The sequence below is a fragment of the Parasphingomonas zepuensis genome, from assembly GCF_036663735.1.
In the GTDB taxonomy this organism is placed as follows: domain Bacteria; phylum Pseudomonadota; class Alphaproteobacteria; order Sphingomonadales; family Sphingomonadaceae; genus Sphingomonas.
Genome location: NZ_JAXOJO010000002.1, coordinates 761,104 through 785,866, shown reverse-complemented (window position 1 = coordinate 785,866; position 24,763 = coordinate 761,104). Strand labels below are relative to the sequence as shown.

The 24,763-nt window shown below is 64.3% G+C and carries 20 protein-coding genes; 12 read left to right on the top strand and 8 right to left on the bottom strand.

The genetic code is table 11. The features are described 5' to 3' along the window. Positions 1-23 precede the first annotated feature (23 nt). From U1769_RS10015 to U1769_RS10000, 4 genes are all read left to right on the top strand, one after another. On the top strand, positions 24-4,388 hold the full coding sequence (locus tag U1769_RS10015) for an RHS repeat domain-containing protein (protein WP_332715248.1): 4,365 nt from the start codon (positions 24-26) through the stop codon (positions 4,386-4,388). A 407-nt stretch (positions 4,389-4,795) separates the two neighbouring features. Continuing rightward, the gene (locus U1769_RS10010; RefSeq protein ID WP_332715246.1) at positions 4,796-5,455 is read left to right on the top strand and encodes a transposase; all 660 of its coding nucleotides are present in this window, start codon (positions 4,796-4,798) and stop codon (positions 5,453-5,455) included. Positions 5,456-5,886: 431 nt separating this feature from the next. Next, a complete protein-coding gene (locus U1769_RS10005) occupies positions 5,887-6,207 on the top strand; it encodes a hypothetical protein (protein ID WP_332715244.1) in 321 nt (106 codons plus the stop codon). Between the two features lie 227 nt (positions 6,208-6,434). Beyond that, positions 6,435-7,430, top strand: a complete 996-nt coding sequence (locus U1769_RS10000) for a helix-turn-helix domain-containing protein (RefSeq protein ID WP_332715242.1) — start codon at positions 6,435-6,437, stop codon at positions 7,428-7,430. A 154-nt stretch (positions 7,431-7,584) separates the two neighbouring features. On the opposite strand, the gene U1769_RS09995 is transcribed toward U1769_RS10000, so the two are convergent. The 3 genes from U1769_RS09995 to U1769_RS09985 are packed head-to-tail and all read right to left on the bottom strand — an operon-like array spanning position 7,585 to position 9,855. Beyond that, positions 7,585-7,755 (bottom strand): YegP family protein, encoded by a 171-nt coding sequence (locus U1769_RS09995; RefSeq protein WP_332715240.1) that lies wholly within the window; start codon positions 7,753-7,755, stop codon positions 7,585-7,587. 46 nt (positions 7,756-7,801) lie between these two features. Continuing rightward, entirely contained in the window at positions 7,802-8,893 is a 1,092-nt protein-coding gene (locus tag U1769_RS09990; protein ID WP_332715781.1) for an NAD(P)/FAD-dependent oxidoreductase, read from the bottom strand. Between the two features lie 20 nt (positions 8,894-8,913). Beyond that, on the bottom strand, positions 8,914-9,855 hold the full coding sequence (locus tag U1769_RS09985) for an alpha/beta fold hydrolase (protein ID WP_332715238.1): 942 nt from the start codon (positions 9,853-9,855) through the stop codon (positions 8,914-8,916). A 48-nt stretch (positions 9,856-9,903) separates the two neighbouring features. On the opposite strand from U1769_RS09985, the gene U1769_RS09980 reads away from it, so the two are divergent. The 8 genes from U1769_RS09980 to U1769_RS09945 all read left to right on the top strand — a co-directional run bounded on the left by U1769_RS09980 (position 9,904) and on the right by U1769_RS09945 (position 17,456). Next, a complete protein-coding gene (locus tag U1769_RS09980) occupies positions 9,904-10,377 on the top strand; it encodes an A24 family peptidase (protein ID WP_332715236.1) in 474 nt (157 codons plus the stop codon). A 49-nt stretch (positions 10,378-10,426) separates the two neighbouring features. Next, positions 10,427-11,410, top strand: coding sequence for a Flp pilus assembly protein CpaB (cpaB, locus tag U1769_RS09975; RefSeq protein WP_332715234.1), 984 nt, complete (start codon positions 10,427-10,429; stop codon positions 11,408-11,410). A 1-nt stretch (position 11,411) separates the two neighbouring features. Next, positions 11,412-13,070, top strand: coding sequence for a type II and III secretion system protein family protein (locus U1769_RS09970; protein ID WP_332715232.1), 1,659 nt, complete (start codon positions 11,412-11,414; stop codon positions 13,068-13,070). Positions 13,071-13,093: 23 nt separating this feature from the next. Further along, positions 13,094-13,720, top strand: a complete 627-nt coding sequence (locus U1769_RS09965) for a CpaD family pilus assembly protein (protein ID WP_332715230.1) — start codon at positions 13,094-13,096, stop codon at positions 13,718-13,720. After that, a complete protein-coding gene (locus U1769_RS09960; protein WP_332715228.1) occupies positions 13,721-15,010 on the top strand; it encodes a pilus assembly protein CpaE in 1,290 nt (429 codons plus the stop codon). Positions 15,011-15,091: 81 nt separating this feature from the next. Continuing rightward, positions 15,092-16,066: a type II secretion system F family protein gene (locus tag U1769_RS09955; RefSeq protein ID WP_332715226.1), complete on the top strand. Its 975-nt coding sequence runs from the start codon at positions 15,092-15,094 to the stop codon at positions 16,064-16,066. A gap of 21 nt (positions 16,067-16,087) precedes the next feature. After that, entirely contained in the window at positions 16,088-17,083 is a 996-nt protein-coding gene (locus tag U1769_RS09950; protein ID WP_332715224.1) for a type II secretion system F family protein, read from the top strand. Positions 17,084-17,165: 82 nt separating this feature from the next. Then, positions 17,166-17,456 carry a hypothetical protein gene (locus U1769_RS09945; protein ID WP_332715222.1) on the top strand — a complete coding sequence of 97 codons (291 nt, stop codon included), beginning with the start codon at positions 17,166-17,168 and terminating at the stop codon, positions 17,454-17,456. On the opposite strand, the gene U1769_RS09940 is transcribed toward U1769_RS09945, so the two are convergent. The 5 genes from U1769_RS09940 to U1769_RS09920 all read right to left on the bottom strand — a co-directional run bounded on the left by U1769_RS09940 (position 17,453) and on the right by U1769_RS09920 (position 24,733). Beyond that, on the bottom strand, positions 17,453-17,971 hold the full coding sequence (locus tag U1769_RS09940; RefSeq protein ID WP_332715220.1) for a DUF1254 domain-containing protein: 519 nt from the start codon (positions 17,969-17,971) through the stop codon (positions 17,453-17,455). The genes U1769_RS09945 and U1769_RS09940 overlap by 4 nt on opposite strands. Then, positions 17,971-18,546, bottom strand: coding sequence for a DUF1214 domain-containing protein (locus tag U1769_RS09935; protein ID WP_332715218.1), 576 nt, complete (start codon positions 18,544-18,546; stop codon positions 17,971-17,973). Before U1769_RS09935 ends, U1769_RS09940 begins: the two co-directional genes overlap by 1 nt. 42 nt (positions 18,547-18,588) lie before the next feature. Next, positions 18,589-21,255 carry a pyruvate, phosphate dikinase gene (gene ppdK / locus U1769_RS09930; protein ID WP_332715216.1) on the bottom strand — a complete coding sequence of 889 codons (2,667 nt, stop codon included), beginning with the start codon at positions 21,253-21,255 and terminating at the stop codon, positions 18,589-18,591. A gap of 75 nt (positions 21,256-21,330) precedes the next feature. Further along, positions 21,331-23,736, bottom strand: coding sequence for a glycine--tRNA ligase subunit beta (glyS, locus tag U1769_RS09925; protein ID WP_332715214.1), 2,406 nt, complete (start codon positions 23,734-23,736; stop codon positions 21,331-21,333). 157 nt (positions 23,737-23,893) lie between these two features. Then, complete coding sequence (locus U1769_RS09920) at positions 23,894-24,733, bottom strand: glycine--tRNA ligase subunit alpha (RefSeq protein WP_332715779.1); 840 nt, start codon at positions 24,731-24,733, stop codon at positions 23,894-23,896. Between the last annotated feature and the right edge of the window lie 30 nt (positions 24,734-24,763).

Sequence of the window (24,763 nt, the reverse complement as noted above, 5' to 3'; positions counted from 1 at the left end):
CTGCGCGCGCAAGAGTACCGACAATGTCATTTCCGACAAAGAACGATGTGTCTTCTTCTGTGCGGAACCACCTCCCCAACGGGCGGACTTCACCATCTAATGCACCGGGGGTAAAAGTGCTCAACATCTCGAAGCGCATTTTTCAAAAATCGTTCGACATGCTTTGCGCGTCGCCTATCGGCCCGCAGCACGAGCACCCTCCGCTGGCCGACAGTTCAAAAGCTCACCGCTGGAGGCAATCCATCTTGTGGCCGCTATTGGCTGGGCTCTTGTCGCCTGTTTCAGCTCTTGCCCAAAATGATCCGCCGCCCGTGATTACGCCGCTGGAAGTCGTGAACGATCGCAATGGCGTCAACCTGGTTGACGGGCGAACCAAAATCGATCTGCCCACGCTATCGGTCCCTGCCGCGCCGCGCCTCACCTTTTCTCGATTGCAGGATATCGCTCCCTATCTGACCGGCTCTATCCCCGGAGGCGACCCTGACACCACCGCATCATATTTCTCGGCGCACCTTGGCGCGACAAATTCTGAGTCGTTTCGATGCGTCTCGGACAACTGCAAGAATGTGACTGGTTCCGGCTCAACGTTGTTTGAAAACATACTGATCAGATCCGGGTCTGGCGCGAGATATAACTTCAATCTCGTCTCTTTCGACATCTCTAACGCGCAAAAAAGAACTTACCTGAATTACGCGTCATCGGTTCAGTATCCGGACGGCGAGATACTGACATATAGCTATCAAACTTACGTAGCCGGAGTCAGAACATATTACCGCCCGACAACTGTCACATCGAATTTGGGCTACGCCATCTCCGTCACGTACCAGAGCGATACCTATAGTGCCTTGTGGCAGAGCCCCAAGGACGCAACGCTCTATGCGATCGCTGCGCCAACCATAGCGCTCGGCAAGATGACCTATAGTATAAATACCACGACAATTACCGACATCGGCGGCAGAATCTATAACTGCAACGGTTGCGCCAACGGAATGGGCAACGATGTTGAAACCTGGGCCGGCTCCATCACGCTTCCTGGCGAAAGCGCGCCCACGAAGGACGTAACCCAGAATCCGAGCGCAACGGTTGTGGGCTCCGTCAATCAGGACGGTGTGAACTGGAATTACAGCTATGTCGGCCTTGATCTCAATGATACCAGCACTGGATATAATTTCGACAAGATAACGGTTACTGGCCCGGATGGCCTAGCGGATCAGTATCTGATCACCGTTACGCAGAAGCGGAACTACATCAATACGTGGATTGATCGACTCGGCCGATCCACGACCTTTCAATACGACAACCGAAACCGTCCCACAATTGTCACCTCCCCCGAAGGCAATAAGGTCAGCGTCGTTTATGACGATTATGGCAACCTGATCCAGAAAAGCTATATTGCAAAGGCGGGCTCGGGGCTCGCGAACCGCGTTGAATCGGCCTATGTAGATACCGTCAATTGCATTGGCGTAAATTGCTACAGGCCAGTGTGGTCGCGGGATGCGCTCAATCGTCAGACCGACTATATATACAATGGAAACGGCCAGCTGCTCGAGCAAACTGACCCGGCGGACAGCGCCGGCGTTCGACGAAAAACATATATTACGTACATAGGAGGACCGTCCCGCCCCAGCGTCATTCGCGTTTGCGGTGATACGACGACGTGCGGCACCTCGGCCGAAATCCGGACCGAATATGATTATTGGGGCACCACCAATTTACCGAGCGTCAAGCGCGAAATTGACGCGGCCCGTGGGATCACGTTGACGACCAACTACGCGTACGACAGCGCCGGGCGACTCCTGTCGGTCGATGGCCCTCTCCCGGGCACCGACGACACGACCTATTTTCGCTACGACGTCCATGGCCGGAAAACCTGGGAAATCGGGAAGCGTGCGCCAAGCGGTTTGTATATGGCCCAGCGCTATACGTATCGCGATTCTGACGACAAGGTCGTCAGCGTCGAGATGGGCACGATCCCGAGCGCAACGAGCACTGCCCTCTCCGTATCCGAGCGGACCGATACCGGCTATGATAGCCGGCGCTACCCGGTGCGCGTCAGCACCTCGGCGAGCGGCACTGTCTCCGCCGTAACCGATCAGTCGTTTTCCGATCGCGGCAAGCCCATCTGCCAGGCCGTTCGAATGGATGCGACGCAATGGGCGGCGCAGTCGAACGCTTGCCTGGCGCAGCTCACCGGGCCCAGCGGCCCGGATCGCGTCACCAGGAACGTCTACGATGCGGCGGGCCAGTTGCTTCAGGTGCGCAAGGCCGTCGGAACATCACTCGAGCAGGCCTATGCTACGTACAGCTACACGGCCAACGGCGCGCAGGAATATGTCATCGACGCGAACGGCAACCGGGCGCGGATGCTGTACGATGGATTCGACCGGCAGGTGCAGTGGCAGTTCCCCGCGCAGGGGATCGTCACGGGGTATAATCCGTCGACTCAGGCTACCGCACTGGCAACCGCAGGGGCATCCAGCGTAACAGACTATGAAGCATATGGTTATAATGCGATCGGCAACCGCACCGCTTTACGCAAGCGTGACGGCCGAACGCTGACCTACAACTACGATGCGCTAAACCGGGTCACTTCGAAGGTGCTTAACGGCACATGCGTGGCCGGATATGCCTGCACGACACCACCGGCAGGGGCCGTGCGAAATGTTTATTATCTCTATGATGTGCGAGGGCTTCAAACCGAGGCTCACTTCGATTCCGCAACGGGCGCTGACAAGGTTCTCACTGCCTATGACGGGTTTGGCCGTGTCGTATCGAGCACGACCGCGATGGGCGGAACCAGCCGGACGCTGACCTATCAATATGATGCCGCCGGTAACCGCGTACGGGTCACCCACCCGGACGGCATATATTTCGCCTACGATTATGACAGCCTCAGTCGCGCGATCGCGGTTAAGGAGAATGGCGCCGCCCAAATCGCAAGCATCGGTTATGACGCCCAGGGCCGGCGCGCCAACACGGCACGCGGCGCAGTCCTTTCGACCTACGGCTATGACGCAGCATCGCGCCTTTCCAGCCTGACCGACGATCTGTCCGGCACCGCCGCCGATGTGGCCAGCACCTTCGCCTACAACCCGGCGAGCCAGATGGTCACGCGGACGCGCTCCAACGATACATATGCGTTCGCGGGGTACGTGCCCGCCAGCAACAGCTACGCCGTCAATGACCTCAACCAGTACACCGCGGTCGGTGCCGGCGCGCTCGGCTATGATTCCAACGGCAACCTCGCCTCGAACGGCGGCACCAGCTTCACTTATGATGTCGAGAACCGGCTGGTGTCGGCGGCGGGCACCCTGACGACCGCGATGACCTATGACCCGAACGGACGCCTGTTCCAGACGGTCGGCACTTCGGGCACGCGGCGCTTCCTCTACGACGGCGATGAACTGGTGCTTGAATATGACGCCGCCGGCAACGTGCTGCGCCGCTATGTCCATGGCCCCGCCGAAGACGATCCGCTGCTCTGGTATGAGGGAGCCGGCCTCACCGACCGCCGCTCGCTGCAGAGCGACCATCAGGGCTCGATCGTGTCGGTAACCGATGCGAGCGGGGCGCCGGTCGCGATCAACACCTATGACGAATATGGCGTGCCGGGAGCCGGCAATATCGGGACTTTCCAATATACAGGGCAGGCCTGGCTTCCCGATCTCGGCATGTATTATTACAAGGCAAGGATCTATTCGTCGCGGCTTGGACGGTTCCTGCAGACCGATCCGATCGGATACAACGACCAGATCAATCTTTACGCCTATGTCGGCAACGATCCACTGAACGCGCGGGATCCAACTGGATTAGCAGAAAAAACAGGAAGCGGCTGCACCGGCACACTTGTTTGCCCTGACGGAAACACCAAGGGCGCGAACTCCAACACCCTTAACCCCGGCCTTAACGGAGCAGGCACAAGCGATGGCGCAGGAAGTGTAAGGTCTGCCGGCGCCTCAAGCCGCGAAACCGCCGCGCGCGATGGTCTGGTTGCGTCGGGCCAAGCGGCTGAAACCATGAACGAAAATGGCGTGAGGGAGCGATCTGCGACTGATGCCGAGAAGACTGCTGGCAATCAATATGCCCGAGAGCTAGCAGGTAATATACGCGATTGCAAAACGATGGCGTGTTTTCGCGCCGCATCGGCAGCACATTCTAACTTTATGTCTAGTCCATTGGGTCGATCGATTAGAAATGACAACGTTGAAAGACATAATACGGCCTTTGGAATGTTTGAAAAAGGGGTTGGAGCTTTAATAGCTGCTGCCAGTACCATTTATCCTGGATTAAAATCTGGAGCTGCAGCTCTAGGAGGTCTAGTATTTTTTGCAGCGGGAGACAAAGATCCTTTGATGGCGGAGAGTCCCTATGCACCCATCGACAAATAAAATTTTGATTCTTGTCGGGAGAATTTTGTCGGGATTCGGAGCTGCACTATTGATGTTATCTCCGTCATTTCAATATCGTTGGACGGTTGGCATCTTAGCATTTATAGTGATGATTTGCGGAATAGTAATTTTCAAAAATTATAAGCGTCGATCTATGGCTGATGACCAAAGAAACCATTTCGGGGAGTAGATTCCGACACAGGCGCGTAGCGCGATTCAGGAGGGAATAAGGGTGACGAGGGAATAAGGGTGACAGTGCACAAATTGCATTCACCCCGTCTCCGCGCTAGCCTTCCCGCATGGCACGTCTGGCACGCGCAGTATTCCCGGGTCACCCCCACCACGTCACGCAGCGTGGAGTTACGGTGACAGTTTACTAATTACCTCAACCTCGCTATGATCAACACATGGCGCGTCTGGCAAGAGTCGTGATCCCCGGTGTCCCGCACCATGTGACGCAGCGCGGCAACCGGCGCGGCCAGACCTTTTTCGAAGACGCGGATTATGCGCTCTATCGCGACCTGCTCGGCGATGCGGCCGGCAAGGCGGAGGCTGAAATATGGGCCTATTGCCTGATGCCCAACCATGTCCATGTCATCCTGACTCCGTCGGACCCCGATGGCCTGCGCCGCACTTTCGCCGAGCTTCATCGCCGTTACACCCGCATCATCAACGCTCGACATCACTGGACCGGGCATTTGTGGCAGGGCCGGTTCGGCTCGGTGGCGATGGACGATGCCTATCTGGCCAGTGCCGCCCGCTACGTCGCGATGAACCCGGTTCGGGCGCGCCTGGTCGACAGGCCGGAGGACTGGCGCTGGTCGAGCACCGCCGCCCATTTCGCGGGCAAGGACGACGGCGTGGTCAGGGTACGGCCAGTGCTCGACCGAACGGGCGATTTCCGCGCCTTTCTCGGCGATGAGGAGGATGCCGCAGCCTATGCAGCGCTCCGCCAGTCCGAGACGACCGGCAGGCCGTTGGGCGGCATCGCGTGGATCGAGTCGGTCGAGCGGCAAACCGGCCGAACGCTCGCGCCGCAAAGACGCGGACCGAAGCGCAAAGACTAATTAGTAAACTGTCACCGTAATTCGTCACCGTAATTCCGGTCTCGGAGCTGAAGTCGAGGACGATAAAAAATGAAGAAAAACGCTGTCATGGTGATATTGGCCATCCTCATAGCGCTCGGTTCATCGACCATCGGTTACAGGCTCGGATACCGCGCGTATGAGAGATCGATCACATCCAATATATGCATGGCGCGATACGCTGATGATCATGGTGGTGTCGCATGGATGTATGTCGGTGACGACAGGTGTTCGAAGCGTCAACGGGAGGCCGGCAAACTCCTCATTTTCGAATGAAGCACTCTATTGGACTGCACCCCTTGAGTGAGACACGGTATTTGAGTGCCACGCTTGCCCGAGGAGGGATCGTGTCGAACCCGCTTACGAACTTCCTTCAGGGCTGATATGCCCGCCTGATGCAACCCGGTCATCTATTGGCCCTCCAGGAATTTGAGGCATGCTTCGCGCAGCCAATGCGCAATGTGACGGAAAGCGCGGAGCCGGTCCTGGACATCTGGCCTTATGTCGACAGCCTCGATCTCGATGCCCTGGGCTTGTCCGGGCTCAACGACGTGCAGCACGTGTATCGGGATGCTCACGAACGTTTCGATCAGGTCCTGATCGGGACCGGACGCTTCAACACGCTATTGGTCGTCGTGGTGGATCGACGCCTGAGAACAGTGCTGGGCCACCGCTTGCTCGATCTGAACGCAGCCTATGGCCGACATGGCGATCATCTCAAACCGATGCCCTGACCCGGATCGCCTTTTTCGAATTGAAGGGCTTCTCGATCAATTTCGGAATGACGGGATAGTTTGCCCATTGGCGTTGATATCGCCGCGGCAGGCTGACCTTAAATAAGACACTGATATTATTATATTATTTATGAAATTAACGCGTCGGAAGAATGTCACAACAAGCATGACATTCTGCTCCCAACCCATCGATTCAAACCACCCGCCGCCCCCGCTATCCCCGTCCCATGATCTACAAACACGAATTCGCCGAAGAGGCGGGCGAGATGTGCCAGCTCGGCGCCACCGACGAGGAACTCGCCGAGCATTACGGGGTCAGCGTCCGCACCATCTATCGCTGGCGCCACACCTATGTGACATTCGCCGAGGCGATCGTCGCCGGCAAGAAGTTGGCCGATGATCGTGTCGAGCGCGCGCTCTATTCCCGCGCCGTGGGGTGCAGCGTTCAGCGCACCAAGGTGTTCAGGACGGCCGCCGATCCCGATCCGGTCTATGCGACCTATACGGATCATCTCCCGCCCGACACCCAGGCCGCTTTGCACTGGCTCCGCGTCCGCCAGCCGAGGAAATGGGGCGTGCGCAAGGAACCCTTCTCCAAGACCATAGAGGAAGCCTGGAACGATCCGGACTGGGACGAGGATAATTGGGACGATGACGAGTGGGACGAAGCCTTCATCCGCAGGATGTGCCAGACGCTGCGCGAGAGTGGGGAAAGGCGTTCCGCCCAGCAGTCGCCCCAGCCGCCTTCCGCGTCGTCCGCACGCGTAGCTCCGCCCCCGCCCCCGCCCCCGCCGGCGCCCCCGCGCCCGAAAGCCGCCGCTCCGCAACCCGCCCCGGCCCGGCGCCCGCAGCCAGAAGCGGCGCGAGCGCCATCCGGTGTCCATGCCAGCCCTGCTTCGCGCGATACGCTTGCGTCAGGCGCAGCGCCGGCCATGGACGACGCCCCCGCGCCACCCCCGAGAGGGGGCACGCCGCATCCCGATCTGCAGATCTATCCAGAGCCGGCGAGGCTGGAGGAAGACCCGCCACACGATCCGCAACGGGATGATCCGCCACCCCCGGCGACTGCCATGCCCCCGCAGGAGAGCCCGGCCGCGCCCTCGCGAACGCCACCTCCGCCGCCACCGGCTCCCGCTCCGCCCCCGCGCCCGCTGTTCGAGCTCTTTTCCCGCAACGGCGGCGGCTATGGCCCGCCCCGACCGCCGACGGCTGATCCGCCGTGAACGTCAGCCAGCACTCGAATCCGCGCCGCCGAAAGGCGCGCCGGTCACGCATGCTGCACTGCAGTCCGTTCCGCCGTCCCCTGCCGGGCCTGCCGCAAAACGAAGGTACGGCGCCGCAGGATGGTCGAATCACCGCACGCCGCGCGCGCGGAAATCAATCCTCGGTCGGCGCGCCCGGTCCGTTCTTCTTCACGGAATCGATCGCATTCTGCGCCCCCGCCTTGCTCGCATAGCCTTCGGTCCAGAAGATCACTTCGCTGTTATATTTGAACTTCGCGACATATTCGCCGGCCTTGTTCTGCTCGATCACGAATTTATGCGCCATGGCATCTCTCCTGCTGGATCGATGCAGGTTAGGCCCGCGCGGGGTGTCACGCCAGTTGACGGAAACGGTCCGGCGCATATCGGGCCGGATCGATCGCAGCGACCACCGGGTCGGCCGGCCGCTCCAGCAACAACGCCGCCGCCAGCAGCGCCCCGGCGGGGGCGGTCTGGATGCCGAACCCGCCCTGCCCGGCACACCAGAAGAAACCCGGCACCCGCGGGTCGAAACCATAGACCGGCTGCCGGTCCGGCGCGAAGCTGCGCAGCCCCGCCCAGCGCCGCTCGACCGCCGCGACTCGCCAGTCGACGACGTGCTCGAGCCGGTCGATCGCGATCGCCACGTCGAGTTCCTCGGGCTGCACGTCGCCCGGATCGACCGGCGTCTCGTCATGCGGGCTCAGCCACAGCCGCCCGCCCGCTTCCGGCTTGAAATAGAAGGCGCCGGAAATATCGGTGACATGCGGCACGCCCGGCGGGACGGCAGGATGGGTGCGCAGCTGGACCATGGTACGGCGATAGGGCTGGATGCCGATCGGCGCGGCGCCCGCGATCCGCGCGACGTCATCGGCCCAGGCGCCGGCGGCATTGACCATCAGCCCGGCCGCGAAGGCGCCCGCGCCGGTCTCCAGCCGCCATTGACCGTCCGTCCGGGCGGCGGCGCGCAGGGGGGCGCCGGTCACCAGCGCGGCGCCCGCCCGCCGCGCCCGGGCCAGATAATCGGCGTGCAGCGCGGCCACGTCGATATAGGCGCTGCTCGCTTCCATCACGCCCAGCGTCCACTCGTCGCGCAGGCCCGGCACGAACGGGGCCGGATCGACTCGCTCCAGCGTCACGGTGCCGGCAAAGGCGGCGATGAAGGCATCGACCTTCGCCGCATCCTCCGCCCGGCCGATATGGAGCGACCCAAGCGGCGCGAGGAACCCGCCTTCAAGCAGCGCCGGGCCCGAGGCGGTGGTGAGCGGCTGGACGCCCGGCCCGCCATAGCTTTCCGACCAGAAGGCCGCCGATCGCCCCGTGGCGTGATAGCCCGGCTGATCCTCCGCCTCGATCAGCAGGACCGAGGCGTGCGGCGCGATCTCGGCCGCGAGGCTGGCCCCGGCGATCCCGGCGCCGACGATCGCTACGTCATACTGCTTCAAGGTCACGCCCCCGGCAGCGTTCAGCGCTGCACGCGCGCGGCGATGAAGGCGTCGATCGCGCCGATCGCCCGGTTGCGCACGCCGTCCGCCTCGCGCAGCACTTCATGCGCCGATTCGGCCCCGAAGCGCACCACCTCCACATCGGGCAGACGCGCCGCCACCTGCAGCGCGGCGCCGGCGCTCACCAGTTGATCGGCCTCGGCCAGGATCATCAGCACCGGCACCGTCATCGTCTTCAGCCGGGGATCGTCGCGCAGCAGCCGGGTCGATTCGAACGCCTTGACCACCCAGCGCCAGCTTGGCGGGCCGAGCAGCAGTTCCGGCTTGCTGGCCTGCCAGTACAGCTCGTCCTCATAGCGGTCGACGTCATGCGTGAGCAGCGTCTGGCGACTCGCGGTCGTCGCCGGGCGCTCATTGACCTTCCACGCCGGCCGCGCCGGGTTGCCCGCGCCGGCGAGGATCCTGGCGAGCCGCTCGCCCAGCCGTGCGCCGAGCGGGCTGTGCAGGCCCAACATCGGCGCGATCAGCACGGCGGCGTCCGGCCGGGCCACGCCCTCGGTCAGCGCGCGCAGCATGAGATGCCCGCCCATCGAATGCCCCATCGCCACATGCGGCCCGACCGCGTCGCGCGACCATTCGGCCCAGAAGGCAGCGAAATCGTCGACGAAGATCTCGAAATTCTCGACATGGCCGACATGCGCATCGGGCGAGAGCCGGCCCGATCCGCCCTGCCCGCGCCAGTCGAACGACGTGATCGACCAGCCCAGCCCATGCCAATGGGCGAATGCCTCGAGATATTTCTCGAAGATATCCCCGCGCCCGCCCTGGAACAGGATGCTGCCGCGCGGATGGGCATCGGCCGGCCAGTCGAATCGCCGCAGTCGCCAGCCGTCCGGGGCCGTCCAGTGCGTGATCCTGGCGGTGGCCGGAATGGCGCGGCGATACAGTTGCGGGGAGACCATTGGTGCTGGTTACTTTTTAGAAAGCCATGTCGTCTAGGGATATTGCGGATGGGCGGGGAAACACCACACGCAGTATTGCTGGTCACGCTGGCGCTGCTTCTTGTCTCGGCGGGAATCCAGGACGCGCGGACGCGCGAGATCGCCAACTGGAAGAACGCGGTGATCCTCGCGCTCGCGCCCTTGTGGTGGTGGGCCAATGCGCTCCCGATATGGCCCGACATGGCGATTCAGGTCGGCATGGCCGCCATCGTCTTCGCCTTTTTCTACGGCGCCTTCGTCATGGGCTGGATGGGCGGGGGCGACGTCAAGATGATCGGCGCGCTCGCCTTGTGGCTTCCGCTCCATGCGCTGGCCTGGATGCTGATCGTGATGTCGCTGCTCGGCGGCGCGCTTACGTTGCTGCTCGTGGCCGAGCGCGCCGTCCGCAAACGGACCGGCGCGATCGAGATTCCCTACGGCGTCGCCATCGCGCTCGCCGCCCTGCTCGCGCTTCGCGAACCTATTCTTAACCGATTCCAGTGAATGCTTAATGCGGGTTCAATCGTACCGCGCCCGAAAGGTCTGAAACGTCATGGATAGTCGCAAGATCATTCTTCTGGTGGGTGCGCTGATCGTCGCCGCGATCACTGCGTTCATGGCCCGCAGCCTGATTGTCGGCGGAACGACGCCGCAGGCCGCGGCCGCAGCCGCCGCAGCAGCGCCGGTCGACGGCCCCGAAGTGCTGGTCGCCACGCGCGCCCTGCCCGTCGGCACCATCCTCGATGCCACCGCGCTGAAGTTCCAGCCCTGGCCCAAGGAACTGGTCGACAACGCCTATTACATCAAGAAGGACACTGACCTGAAGTCGCTGCAAGGCACGGTCGTCCGCAACGCGATCACCGCGGGTCAGCCGGTCACGCAGGGCGCGCTGGTCAAGCCGGGCGACCGCGGCTTCCTCGCGGCGGCGCTCGGTGCCGGCATGCGCGCGGTAACGGTGCCGGTGTCGGCCCAGACCGCGGTCGCCGGCTTCGTCTTTCCGGGCGACCGGGTCGATCTGGTGCTGACTCAGACGGTGGCCGGGGGCGGCGACGGTCCGCCGCTCAAGGTCGCCGAGACGGTCATGCGCAACCTGCGCGTGCTCGCCACCGACCAGCGCACCGACAACACCATCGGCGAGGACGGCAAGACCGAGGTCCACACCTTCTCCAACGTGACGATCGAAGCGACGCCCAAGATCGCCGAGAAGATCGCGGTAGCGCAGACGCTCGGTTCGCTCTCGCTCTCGCTGCGCTCGATCGCCGACAACAACAGCGAGCTCGAGGAAGCGATCGCCAGCGGTGCGATCAAGGTGTCCGAGACGGACGATCCCAAGGCTGAAAAAGCCATGATGCTGCAGGTCGCAAGCCTGCCCCAGGCAGGCAATTCGACACTGGCGACGGGTGCCGACGTGTCGCGCTTCCAGCGCCGCACCGTGCCCGGCAAGCCGCCGGAAAACGGCGCTGCGCCGGCCGGGCCGGTGATCAACGTCGCGCGCGGAAATACGGTGACCGCTGTTCCGGTCGGGGGGAAGAAATAAGATGCGTATCAGGACATTCTTGCACCGCTCGGTAGCGGTGACGGCGGCGACCGCCCTGGTCGCCACCCTGCCCGTGACCGCCGGAGCGGCACCAGCCAAGCGTGCGGTCGCCAAGCGCGCGGTTGCCAAACCCCGGCCGCAGACCCGGATCGGCAAGCCGCCGGCGGGCACGCAGCGCCCGACGCGCGAAGTGCTGCTCTCGGTCGGCCAGGGCGAGCTGATCACCCTTCCGGCCGACGTCGTCGACGTATGGGTGTCCAATCCCGGCGTGTCGGACGTCTATGTCAGCAACAAGCGCCAGATCCACCTGTTCGGCAAGGAATTCGGCGAGGCTACGGTGTTCGCCACCAATGCGCTCGGCGGTGTCGTCTATTCAGCGAACATCCGGGTCAGCCAGAACATCACCACGATCGATCGCATGATCAAGCTCGCGATGCCCGACGCCGATATCCGCGTATCGACGACCGGCCAGCTTGCCGTGCTGACGGGCACGGTCGCGGCGCCGGACGACAGCGCGCAGGCCGAACGGCTCGTCACGGCCTTGCTCAATCCCGGGGTTGCGCCGGGCGGATTGCTCAAGATCGGCGTGTTCAACCGCCTGCGCACCGCGACCCCGCTCCAGGTGAACCTGCAGGTGCGCTTCGCCGAGGTCAGCCGCAGTTTCGTGAAGAATATGGGCGTGAACCTGAAATCGCTCGATCGCACCGGCGGCTTCCTGTTCGGTATCGGCACAGGCCGCGATCCCGGTACGATCACACCCGGCACGCCCCCGGCCGGCACCAGCTATTCCTTCACGAATGGCGCGCAGCACACCACGCTTGGCCTGGCCGGCCGCCTGCTCGGCCTCGACCTGCTCGGCGCGATCGATCTGGGGGAAACGGTTGGCCAGGTGACGACGTTGGCCAACCCCAATCTGACCGCCTTGTCGGGTGAGACCGGTACGTTCCTGGCCGGCGGCGAAGTGCCGGTGCCGATTGCGCAGGCGCTCGGCGTCGTCTCGGTGGAATATAAGCAATATGGCGTCAGCCTGGCCTACACGCCCACGGTGCTGGCCGACGGGCGCATCTCGCTCCGGGTGCGGCCGGAGGTGTCGCAGCTGGATTATTCCAACGCGGTCACGATCAACAGCACCAGGGTGCCGGGGCTGACGACGCGACGCGCCGAAACCACGGTCGAGCTCGGCTCCGGCCAGAGCTTCATGATCGGCGGGCTGCTGCAGAACTCGCACAACAACTCGTTCGAAAAGACGCCGGGCCTGGGCGACGTGGCCATTCTCGGCGCGCTGTTCCGCTCCAACGCCTTTCAGCGCAACGAGACCGAGCTCGTGATCATCATCACCCCCTATCTGGTGAAGCCGGTCAACGGGAACGACATTGCGTTGCCCACCGACGGGTACAAGGCGCCGACCGATTTCGACCGGCTGATGATGGGCCAGCTCGGTTCCGGCATCACCGGCGGCGACCGGCCCAAGCCAAGCATGGCGCCGCCGGTCGGCGCCGGCCCAGCCTTTGGCGCGGCCGCACCGGTCCCGGTTCTTCCGGCACCCGAACCCGGCCCGCAACAGCGCCGCGAAGAGCCCGTCGCTAAGAACACGCCGCCGGAGCCAAAATCGAAATCGAAGAAGGGCGCGACCGTCGCACCCGGCTTCAGCTTCAATTGACCGCTGACTCGAGGGACAAACTCATGATCAAGCGTATCCTTCTCGCATCCGCGCTCATTCCGGCCCTGTCGCTGGGGGCGTGCGCCAACACGCCGCGCCGCGGTCTGGAGGCGGTCCATCAGCCGGTGGTGAGCCGCACCGATTATGTGTTCGACGTCAACACCAGCGGCAACAGGCTGGCCGGCGGCGAAGCACGACGCCTGGCCGGGTGGATGGACTCCCTGCGGCTTGGCTATGGCGACCGAGTCGCGATCGACGATCCCAATCGCTATAACGGCCCCCTGCGCGACGAAGTCGGCAAGATGCTCGGGCATTATGGCCTGTTGCTGTCGGACGACGCGCCGGTCACCGGCGCCCCGCTCGCACCGGGCACGGTCCGGGTCGTCGTCAGCCGGATGAAAGCCTCGGTACCGGGATGCCCGGATTACAGCCGGGTCAGCCAGCCGGAATATGAGAGCAACACTTCGTCCAACTATGGCTGCGCCGTCAACGCGAACCTGGCGGCGATGGTCGCCAATCCGGTCGATCTCGTGCGCGGTCAGCCGGGCGCAGAGGTCAACGACAATGCCGTATCGTCTCGCGCGATCGGCACTTACCGCGCGGCCGTCCCCACCGGGGCAGGCGGCCTGAAAGATCCGGGGACCAATTAAATGAACGCTCCCTTCAGCACCGGCCGCGCCGGTCACCGCGAACCCTTCGTCGCCTTTGTCTGCGACGAAACCACTGCCGAAATCGTGCGGCCCGTCGCCATCGAGATGGGCTGGGTCGCCGAAAAGGTGAACAAGGGCGGGCTGCGCAATGCCGTCCAGTCGCTGTCCGTATCGGCCAGTCCGCAGATCCTGTTCGTCGACCTGTCCGAATCCGGCGATCCGCTGGCCGACATCAACGGCCTGGCCGAGGTCTGCGAACCCGGCACGGTCGTGATCGCGGCCGGCCAGGTCAACGATGTCCGCCTCTACCGCGACCTCGTGGTCAGCGGCATCCAGGATTATCTGCTCAAGCCGCTCAACCCGGACATGCTGCGCGAAGCCTTCACGCACGCGCAGACCATCCTCAACGCGCCGAAATCGGTCGATGGCGGCGAGGAGCGCCCGCATTGCTCCACCGCGATCATCGGCGCGCGCGGCGGCGTCGGTGCATCGACCCTCGCCACCTCGATCGCCTGGATCCTCAGTGAGAAGGGCGGGCGGTCCACTGCCCTGCTCGATCTCGACGTGCATTTCGGCACCGGCGCGCTTTCGCTCGATCTCGAACCCGGCCGCGGCCTGACCGACGCGATCGAAAATCCCAGCCGCATCGACGGGCTGTTCATCGAACGCGCGATGGTGAAGGCCAGCGAGACGCTGTCGGTGCTTTCGGCCGAAGCCCCGATCAATGCGCCGGTGCTGACCGACGGCGCCGCCTTCTACCAGCTCCAGGAGGAGATGCGGGCGGCGTTCGAATGCACGATCGTCGATCTGCCGCGCAACATGCTGGTGCTGCACCCGCATCTCATCAGCGACGTTCAGGTCGCGGTCGTGGTGACCGAGCTGACCCTTGCCGCTGCCCGCGATTCGATCCGGATCCTGTCCTGGCTCAAATCGAACGCGCCGCAGACCCAGGTGTTCGTCGTCGCCAACAAGATGCACATGGGTGGGCAGCTCGAGATCAGCCGCAAGGATTTCGAGGGCTCGATCGAGCGCAAGATCGATTTCGTCATTCCGTTCGACCAGAAGCTCGGTGCGCAGGCTGCCAAGTTGGGCAAGCCGCTGGCAGAGGCCGGCAAGGGATCGAAGACCATCGCACCGATGGTCGAACTCGCGACCAAGCTGCTCGGGGTCGGCGATGCTGGTGAAATCGATGACGGCCGGAAAAAGAAATCCGCCGCCTCGAGCGCCACGCTGATGGGCAAGTTCGCCGATCTGAAGTCGATGATGCCGAAACGGTCGGCCAAGAAATGATGCCGGTGCCCATCAACGGGCACCGGATAAACCGCGGGCGCGTAAACCGCCCGTCAACGAAGCGGAGCGCTTGATACCGCCATGGAACTGATGCCCTTGTTGATGATGCTGGCGGGCGCGGCCACGGTGCTGGTGCTGATGGCCTTCGCCTTTGCCGGCCCGTCCGCGGAACGCGCGCGCGATCGCCGGCTGGGCTCGTTGCGAGCGCGGCACAGCGATTCGTCGAACGCGCTGGTCGAGGCGCAGATGCGCCGCATCACCGCTGCCCGCAGCACGCGCATGGATGCCGCCGCGATGCGGTTCCTGCCTCGCCCCGCCCTGCTCAAGAAGCGGCTTTCGATGACGGGCAAGACCTGGACGGTCGGTCAGTACGGCATGACGACCCTGGGCATAACGATCATCGTATCGGCGCTGCTGGCGTTCCAGGGCCTGCCGATCCTGCTGTCGCTGCTGGTCGGGCTGATGCTTGGCGCCGGCATCCCGCATTTCGTCGTCGGCTTTTTCATCAAGCGCCGCATCGCGAAATTCACCGCCAAATTCCCCGATGCGATCGAGCTGCTCGTGCGCGGCCTTCGCTCGGGCCTGCCGATCACCGAGACGATCTCGGTCGTCGGCCAGGAAGTCGAGGGCCCCGTCGGCATCGAGTTCCGCTCCATCACCGACAAGATGAAGATCGGCCGGACGATGGATGCAGCGCTCCAGGAAACCGCCGATCGGTTGGCGACCCCGGAATTCCAGTTCTTCGTCATCACCATCGCGATCCAGCGCGAGACCGGCGGCAACCTGGCGGAAACGCTGGCCAATCTCGCCAACGTGCTGCGCATGCGCGGCCAGATGAAGCTCAAGATCAAGGCGATGTCGTCCGAATCCAAGGCATCGGCCTACATCATCGGATCGCTGCCCTTCATCGTGTTCGGCATGATCTGGATGATCAACGGCAACTATATGCAGACCTTCTTCATCGATCAGCGGCTGATGGTCGCCGGCGGCGGCGGCATGATCTGGATGGCCATCGGTGCCTTCATCATGGCCAAGATGATCAACTTCGAAATCTGAACGGGAGCGGCGCGGGGCATCATGGGCGAAATGGCTGGACCGACGATCCTCGGGGTCGATGTGATGTGGGTGGCCACGCTGCTCGCGGGCGTCGCCGCGTTCTCGGTGCTGCTGGCGGTCTATGCCGCCACCACCGCCCGCGACCCGATGGTGAAGCGGGTCAAGGCGCTGAACGAGCGCCGCGAGCAGCTCAAGGCCGGCATCACCGCCTCGACCAAGCGCCGCGCCAAGCTGGTCACCAAGAACGAGACGACGGATCGGATCAAAACGATCCTCTCGTCGCTCAAGGTGCTGCAGGACAGCCAGGTCAAGGCCGCCCAGATCAAGCTGATGCAGGCCGGCATCCGCTCGAAGGAATATGCCGTCGCGGTCATCTTCGGCCGTCTGGTCCTGCCGATCGTGTTCGGCGGGCTGATGCTCTATATCGTCTACGGTACGGACTCGTTTGCCACCTACAGCCCGCTGAAGCGCTACGGTATCGTCGCGGTGACCTTCATCCTCGCGTACAAGGCGCCCGATCTCTTCCTCAAGAACAAGATCGACAAGCGTTCCAACGCAATCCGCAAGGGCCTGCCCGATGCGCTCGATCTGCTCGTGATCTGCGCCGAAGCGGGCCTGACCGTCGATGCCGCCTTCAATCGCGTCGCACGCGAACTGGGCCGGGCCTATCCCGAGCTGGGCGATGAATTCACCCTCACCGCGATCGAGCTGGGCTTCCTGTCGGAACGTCGCCAGGCGTTCGAGAACCTCGCCATGCGGGTCAAGCTCGATGCGCTGAAGGGTGTCGTCACGACCATGGTGCAGACCGAAAAATACGGAACGCCACTCGCGTCGGCGCTGCGCGTGCTGTCGGCCGAGTTCCGCAACGAACGCATGATGCGCGCCGAGGAAAAGGCCGCGCGCCTGCCCGCGATCATGACGGTGCCGCTGATCCTGTTCATTCTGCCGGTGCTGTTCGTGGTCATTCTCGGGCCGGCTGCCTGTTCGATCTCCGACGCCTTCAAGGGCGGGATCTGACGCCGCGCGTGGGGCACTTGCTCCGCGGCGCGGGAGGCGGCAGGATCGGGTGGCTGCGATATCGTCGGGATAAGGGCGCGTCATGCTGTTCAGCACTTCATCGCACTTCATCGTCCTCGCGCTGGTCGCCATCGGCTTCTGGCTGATCGGGTTCGCCAGCCATTCGAGCGGCCGCAGATGGCGCAGGCTGTCCGCGCAGCAGTCCGACGAGGTCGCGGTCTATCGCGCCGAAGCCGAAGACCGGGTCCACGCATCCGCACGCCGGATCGGCGAACTGGAACGCGACCTGGCCGCGCTCGAACGCCAGCGCCGGGATGATGCCGCCAGGATCGCCGGACTCGAGGCACGGCTGCGGGAAGTGGACGCGGCTTAAGCCACCCGGCAGGTCGTCGCCCGACGTTCCTTCTCGATCGCCGCGAAGCGCGCGCGGTCGTCAACCAGGATACGGATCAAGGCGATGCCGCGCGTTCCGTCGACATGGACTGCCTCATATTCCACCGGGGCGGTCTGGCCGACCGCAAGGATGGCGACCCTGAACGGCCGATATTGCGCCGTTGCGCCATTCCTCACGAGCGCGACGTCCGTGTGGGTGTCGAACACCGACAGGGACCAATAGGGCGCAAGGACCGGCACCGCATCGATCAGCAAGGGACCTTTCGACAGATCGAAAGGACAGGACGAATAGGCCAGGTCCGGGCTCGGCCGAACGATTGCGCGCGATGCCGCGGTGGCGAGCGGCGCATGGCTGAAGCCGTTCTCCCCACCCGCCTTCGATACGCGCTGCAACGCCAGCCGCATCAGCATGTCGGGGGCGGCCACCAGTGTCGCATGCCACGCTGCGGCGCCAAGCAGCAGCGCCACGACCAGCGGCCCGATCCAGCGCCGCATCACGCGCAGGCCTCCCGCACGATGCTGGGCAATTGCGCCTGCGTGAAGTTACCCTTGCCGCCATCGTCAGGAAGATAGGCGCGCAACGTCAGCTCGAACCGCTCGATCCCGCCGGTCGGCAGCCAGTGTCCGGCCTGCCGCTGTGGAGCCACGACGACCGTCCAGTGCGCCTGTTCCGACGAGGGCAGGCCGGCGCTGCCGACCGAATAGACGCCCGGCTGGTTGGCGACGAGATAGCCGGCCCGGTCGTAGAGCGTTAGGCTCCACCACTTCGCCGGCAACCCGCCGCCATTGATCACATAGCGGCAGCGCCCCTCGAGCGGCCGCCCAGCATCATCGACCGCCGCGGTGTAATAGCGCGCTTCGGTAGCGGGCAGCGCGAGCAGCCCCCGTAGCGCGACCACCGCGCGGGTATGCGCGCTCGCCTGGGCGGTGCCGAAATCGCGGCCCGTGGTCCAGGGACCGATCCGTTCGGCCGAGCCGAGCGCGCCCGCGCGGACGCTCCAGATCGCGCCGCCCGTGCCGATCAGGATGCCGACGACGGCGCCGATCAAATATCTCGCCCAGAGCTTCATGTTGCCTCCCCACACGTCTGCCAGAGAAGCGCGGGAGATCGCTTATCCCCGCGCCGCCAGCGCCGCCTGCGCCGCCGCCAGCCGGGCGATCGGCACGCGATATGGCGATGCGCTCACATAATCGAGCCCGATCTTCTCGCAGAAAGCGATCGATGCCGGATCGCCGCCATGCTCGCCGCAGATGCCGAGTTTGATGTCGGGCCGCGTCGCGCGACCGCGATCGGTCGCCAGCTGGATCAGCTCGCCCACGCCCTCGATATCCAGGCTGACGAACGGGTCCTTCGGATAGATGCCGCGCTCGACATAGGTCGTCAGGAAGCGCGCGGCGTCGTCGCGACTGACGCCGAGCGTCGTCTGGGTCAGGTCGTTGGTCCCGAACGAGAAGAACGCCCCTACCTCGGCGATCTCGCCGGCCTTTAGCGCAGCGCGGGGCAGTTCGATCATCGTGCCGACGAGATACTCGATCGTCCGCCCCTTGTCGGCGAACACCGCGGCTGCGGCCTTGTCGACCACGGCCTTCATCAGCTCAAGCTCGCGCCGCGTCGCGACCAGCGGGATCATCACTTCGGGGATCGGCGCAGCACCCGATTTCTCGGCCACTTCGATCGCCGCCTCGAATATCGCGCGCGCCTGCATTTCGTAGATTTCGGGATAGGTGACGCCAAGACGGCACCCGCGATGGCCCAGCATCGGGTTGAACTCGTGCAGCTCAGCCGCGCGGCGCTTGAGATAGTCGATATCGACCCCCGCCGCGGTCGCGACCTCGGCGAACTCCGCTTCCTCATGCGGCAGAAACTCATGCAGCGGCGGATCGAGCAGACGGATCGTCACCGGCAGGCCGGCCATCACCTCGAACAGCTGGATGAAATCGGCGCGCTGCTCGGGCAGCAGCTTGTCGAGCGCCATGCGCCGCCCCTGCTCGTCCTCTGCCAGGATCATCTGGCGCACCGCGGTGATCCGCGCCGCATCGAAGAACATGTGCTCGGTACGGCACAGCCCGATGCCCTCGGCGCCGAACTCGCGCGCGACCCGCGCGTCGAGCGGCGTCTCGGCATTGGCGCGCACCTTGAGGCGTCGCACGCCATCGGCCCACACCATCAGCGTACCGAAATCGCCGGCGAGCTCGGGCTGGACGGTCGGCACCGCGCCCATCATCACTTCGCCGGTCGAGCCGTCGATCGTGACGATATCGCCCTCTCGCACCTCGCGGCCACCGACCCGCATCACGCCCGCCTTGGCGTCGATCGAGATCGTGCCGGCACCGGAGACGCAGGGACGCCCCATGCCCCGCGCAACCACCGCCGCATGGCTGGTCATGCCGCCGCGTGCGGTCAGGATGCCCCGCGCGGCGTGCATGCCGTGAATGTCCTCGGGGCTGGTCTCGATCCGGATCAGGATGACGCTGTCGCCGGCGTTCGAGCGCTTCTCGGCCGTGTCGCTGTCGAACACCGCTGCGCCCGAGGCCGCGCCGGGGCTGGCGGGCAGACCCTTGGCGATCACGTCACGCACTGCGGCGGGATCGAGCGTCGGGTGGAGCAGCTGGTCGAGCGCCGCCGGATCGACCCGCGCGACGGCTTCCTCGCGCGTGATCAGCCCTTCCTCGGCCATGTCGACCGCGATCTTCAGCGCGGCCTTGGCGGTGCGCTTGCCCGATCGGGTCTGGAGCATCCAGAGCTTGCCCTGCTGCACCGTGAACTCGATGTCCTGCATGTCGCGGTAATGCGTCTCAAGCAGGTCGAACACCTTGGCCAGCTCAGTGAAGGTCCCCGGCATCGCCTCTTCCATCGAGGCCGGCTTGGCCCCGGCGGCCTCGCGCGCGGCGAGCGTCAGATATTGCGGCGTGCGGATGCCGGCGACGACGTCCTCGCCCTGAGCGTTGATGAGGAATTCACCATAATAGGCCCGATCGCCCTTGGCCGGATCGCGCGTGAACGCGACTCCGGTGGCCGAGGTCTCGCCCATATTGCCGAACACCATCGCCTGGACATTGACCGCGGTCCCCCAGTCGGCCGGGATGTCGTTCAGGCGGCGATACACCTTGGCGCGCTCGGACTGCCACGATCCGAATACGGCGCCGACGGCGCCCCACAGCTGATCGTGCACGTCCTGCGGAAAGGGCTTGTTCCACTGCGCTTCGACCAGCGCCTTGTATTCGATCACGAGCGCCTGAAGATCCTCGGCCGTCATGTCGGTGTCGAGGAAATAGCCCTTGTCTTCCTTCGCGATTTCAAGCGCTTCCTCGAAGCTGTGATGATCCAGTTCGAGCACCACGTCCGAATACATCTGAATGAAGCGGCGATAACTGTCCCACGCGAAGCGCGCATCGCCGGAGGTCGCGGCAAGGCCCTGCACCGTCTCGTCGTTGAGACCGAGATTGAGCACCGTATCCATCATGCCCGGCATCGACGCACGGGCGCCGGAGCGAACCGAGACGAGCAAAGGATCGGCCGCATCGCCGAATTTCTTGCCGGTCACGCCCTCGATATGGCCGATGCCGGTCGCGACTTCGGCGCGCAGCCCTTCGGGAAACTGGCCGCCCTCGTCATAATAGACCGCGCAGAACTCGGTCGAGATGGTGAAGCCCGGGGGCACCGGCAGGCCGATCGAAGCCATCTCGGCAAGGTTGGCACCCTTGCCGCCAAGCAGGTTGCGATCGCCCCTGCCCCCGTCCGAAACACCGCCGCCGAAGCGATATACGTACTGCGTCATTCGTCAGTCCTCTGCGTGTGTGGCTTTTCGCTGGGGAGGCGAGGCAATGAAGGGGCGGAGCGGACGGGCGTGGCGTCAGCCCTCGATCCGGGAGAAATCGGCAACCGAATGCACCGCGTCCCGCACCCGCGCGAGCAGCGCGAGACGGGCGCTGCGTTTGGCGGGATCGGGATCGTTGACGGTCACGTCATCGAAGAAGCGATCGATCGGCGCGCGCAACGAGGCGAGCGCGGCCATGGCGGCTTCGAACTCCTCCGCCGCAACGGCCGCAGCCGCGTGCGGCGCGGCGTCGTCGAGGGCGGCGATGAGAGCAGCTTCGGCCGGTTCGGGGGTGTAGGACGGTGCGTTATCCCCGGCGGCCGCGGCGACGAAGCCTTCCTTTTTCAGGATGTTCGACGCTCGTTTGTAGCCGGCGAGGAGATTGGTGCCGTCTTCAGTCGTCACGAATGCCTGCAGCGCGTAGACGCGGGCGAGCAGGCGGACGAGATCATCCTCCCCACCAAGCGCGAACACCGCGTCGATCAGGTCGTGGCGGACGCCGGCTTCGCGCTGCTGGACCTTGAGGCGATCGGCGAAGAAGTCGACGATGTCGAACGGAGCTTCTTGCAGCGCGGCCATCAACTCCATGAGGCGCTTTATCTCCACCGCCTCAGGTCCGGTAATCGTGACATCTTCACGGTTTGAAATCGAGTAGACCGCGGCGGTGTCGCCTTCTGCTTCGCGCAGGCTCATGCTGGCGGCTTGCCCGTGCGGGATGTCCGGTCCGAGCACCTCGATCTTTCCGAACAACTGTTGCAACAGCGCATGTCGCGCGCCCTGCTCCACCATCGATATCGGAAGCCTGATATTCGCGCCAAGCAACACGGCAACCACACCGATCGCTGACCGCCTCAACGCGAACGGATCCTTCGACCCCGTCGGCTTTTCGCCTACCGCGAAGAAGGAGAGCAACGTGTCAAGTTTGTCAGCCAGCGATACCGCAATCGTCACGGGCGCGGTCGGTACTTCATCACCCTGCCCGACTGGTTTGTAGTGATCGCGTACGGCGTCGGCGACTTCCGTCGGCTCGCCTTGGGCGCGGGCATAATAGCCGCCCATCAGGCCCTGAAGCTCCGGGAACTCGCCGACCATGCCGGTGACCAGATCCGCCTTGGCCAGCCGCGCGGCGCGTTCGGCCATGTCGGCGAGGCTCATTCCCTCTCCCCCTGTGGGAGAGGGAGGGAGGAGCGAAGCGACGGAAGGGTGAGGGGGATGAGGCTCGAGACCTGAGCGAGTGTCCCCCTCATCCTTCCCATCGCTGCGCGATGGGCCCCTTCCCTCTCCCACAAGGGGAGAGGGAGAAGAGGTGACGATCCCCTCTTCCACCAGCCATCGTGCCAGCTTGGCGACGCGCTCGACCTTGTCGGCAACCGTCCCCAACTTTTCGTGGAAGACGATCTTCTCGAGCTTCTTCGCCTGCTCATCGAGCGGCACCTTCAGATCAGTCTCGTAGAAGAATTTCGCATCCGACAGCCGCGCCGCGAGCACCTTGCGGTTGCCCTCGACGATCTTCACGCCGCCATCGATCGCGTCGATATTCGCCGTACAAATGAAAGCGTTGGCGAGCTTTCCTGCGCCGTCGCGACAAACGAAATATTTCTGGTTCACCCGCGCCGTCAGCTGGATCACCTCAGGCGGCACTTCGAGGAACGCAGCGTCGAACCGGCCGAGTAGCGGCACCGGCCATTCGGTCAGCCCGGCATTCTCGCCGACCAGGCCCTCGTCCGCGATCAACTCAAGCCCGGCCTCGGCGGCGAGCGCCGAAGCACGATCGCGGATCAAGGTGCGGCGTTCGTCCTGGTCGACGATCACATGGCAGGCGCGCAGCTTCTCGGCATAGTCCGCGGCCGACCCGATGGTGATCACGCCGGGATGGTGAAAGCGGTGGCCGACCGTAGCCGCGCCCGCCGCCACGCCGGCGATCTCGAACGGGACCACATCGTCGCCGAGCAGCGCCACGATTCCCTGCAGCGGGCGGACCCAGCGCAGGCTTTCGGTCGAGATGGAGGCATCGCCCCAGCGCATCGACTTGGGCCAGGGAAAGGCGCGCACGATCGCCGGGATCGCCTCGGCCAGCACATCGGCCGTGGCGCGGCCGGGCTTCTCGGTGACGGCGAACAGTATCTTGTTGCCCTTGCCGTCGTCGCGCTCTTCCAATTGGTCGCGGGTCAGGCCGGTCGAGCGGAGGAATCCCTCCAGCGCCTGGGCGGGCGCATCGGCGCGCGGCCCCTTGCGTTCCTCGCGCGTCGCCTCGGTTTCGAGCGGCAGATCGCGCGCGATCAGCGCCAGCCGGCGCGGCGTCGCGAAGGTGACGATCGCATCGGCGCGCAAGCCTGCCTTGTCGAGCTCGGCTGCGAACAGGCGCGCAAGATCGTCGCGCGCCTTGTCCTGCATGCGTGCGGGGATTTCTTCGGAGCGAAGCTCAAGCAGGAAATCGGTCAAATTCCCTCTCCCAGCGGGAGAGGGAGGGAGCAGCGAAGCTGCGGAAGGGTGAGGGTGAGCAAGGTACCGCAATGGTCACCCTCACCCTTCCCGTGCTTCGCACGGGCCCCTTCCCTCTCCCGCTGGGAGAGGGAGAGGGAGATGATGAAAAGGCCCATCATGCCACCCACCCGTTCTTCTCCATCCACGCCTGGCAGCTGCCCTTCGCCAGATCGCGCACCCGGCCCATATAGGCCTGCCGTTCCGCCACGGAGATCACGCCGCGCGCCTGCAGCAGGTTGAACACATGGCTGGCCTTGATCGCCTGCTCATAGGCCGGGATCGGCAGCTTCGCTTCCAGGCAGTTCTCGCATTCGGCGGTCGCCTTGCGGAACAGGTCGAACAGCGCCTCGGTATTGGCCACCTCGAAATTCCAGGTCGATTGCTCGATCTCGTTTTCCAGGAACACGTCGCCATAGCTCACGCCCGCGTCGTTATAGGCGAGATCGTAGATGCTGTCCTTGTTCTGCAGGTACAGCGCCAGCCGCTCGAGCCCATAGGTCAGCTCGCCGGCGACGGGCTTGCAGTCGAAGCCGCCCATCTGCTGGAAATAGGTGAACTGAGTCACCTCCATGCCGTCGCACCAGACTTCCCAGCCCAGCCCCCAGGCGCCGAGCGTCGGCGATTCCCAATCGTCCTCGACGAAGCGGATGTCGTGCTGCGTGAAATCGATGCCGATCGCCGCCAGGCTGCCGAGATACAGTTCCTGCAGGTCCGGCGGGCTCGGCTTCAGGATCACCTGATACTGGTAATAATGCTGGAGCCGGTTCGGATTCTCGCCGTAGCGGCCGTCGGTCGGTCGGCGGCAGGGCTGGACGAAGGCCGCATTCCACGGCTCCGGGCCAAGCGCACGCAGCGTGGTCGCGGTGTGGAAGGTCCCCGCGCCCATCTCCATGTCATAGGGCTGGAGGATCAGGCAGCCCCGTTCGCTCCAGTAATCATGGAGCTTGAGGATCATGCGCTGGAAGCTCAGCGGCTCGGTCACGGT

Bases quoted from the DNA above. Each gene is read 5' to 3' on its own strand.
- U1769_RS10015 (WP_332715248.1), top strand. From the start codon at position 24: ATGTCATTTCCGACAAAGAACGATGTGTCTTCTTCTGTGCGGAACCAC.
- U1769_RS10010 (WP_332715246.1), top strand. From the start codon at position 4,796: ATGGCGCGTCTGGCAAGAGTCGTGATCCCCGGTGTCCCGCACCATGTG.
- U1769_RS10000 (WP_332715242.1), top strand. From the start codon at position 6,435: ATGATCTACAAACACGAATTCGCCGAAGAGGCGGGCGAGATGTGCCAG.
- U1769_RS09995 (WP_332715240.1), bottom strand. From the start codon at position 7,755: ATGGCGCATAAATTCGTGATCGAGCAGAACAAGGCCGGCGAATATGTC.
- U1769_RS09985 (WP_332715238.1), bottom strand. From the start codon at position 9,855: ATGGTCTCCCCGCAACTGTATCGCCGCGCCATTCCGGCCACCGCCAGG.
- U1769_RS09980 (WP_332715236.1), top strand. From the start codon at position 9,904: ATGGGCGGGGAAACACCACACGCAGTATTGCTGGTCACGCTGGCGCTG.
- cpaB (WP_332715234.1), top strand. From the start codon at position 10,427: ATGGATAGTCGCAAGATCATTCTTCTGGTGGGTGCGCTGATCGTCGCC.
- U1769_RS09970 (WP_332715232.1), top strand. From the start codon at position 11,412: ATGCGTATCAGGACATTCTTGCACCGCTCGGTAGCGGTGACGGCGGCG.
- U1769_RS09965 (WP_332715230.1), top strand. From the start codon at position 13,094: ATGATCAAGCGTATCCTTCTCGCATCCGCGCTCATTCCGGCCCTGTCG.
- U1769_RS09960 (WP_332715228.1), top strand. From the start codon at position 13,721: ATGAACGCTCCCTTCAGCACCGGCCGCGCCGGTCACCGCGAACCCTTC.
- U1769_RS09955 (WP_332715226.1), top strand. From the start codon at position 15,092: ATGGAACTGATGCCCTTGTTGATGATGCTGGCGGGCGCGGCCACGGTG.
- U1769_RS09950 (WP_332715224.1), top strand. From the start codon at position 16,088: ATGGGCGAAATGGCTGGACCGACGATCCTCGGGGTCGATGTGATGTGG.
- U1769_RS09945 (WP_332715222.1), top strand. From the start codon at position 17,166: ATGCTGTTCAGCACTTCATCGCACTTCATCGTCCTCGCGCTGGTCGCC.
- U1769_RS09940 (WP_332715220.1), bottom strand. From the start codon at position 17,971: ATGCGGCGCTGGATCGGGCCGCTGGTCGTGGCGCTGCTGCTTGGCGCC.
- U1769_RS09935 (WP_332715218.1), bottom strand. From the start codon at position 18,546: ATGAAGCTCTGGGCGAGATATTTGATCGGCGCCGTCGTCGGCATCCTG.
- ppdK (WP_332715216.1), bottom strand. From the start codon at position 21,255: ATGACGCAGTACGTATATCGCTTCGGCGGCGGTGTTTCGGACGGGGGC.
- U1769_RS09920 (WP_332715779.1), bottom strand. From the start codon at position 24,733: ATGATCCTCAAGCTCCATGATTACTGGAGCGAACGGGGCTGCCTGATC.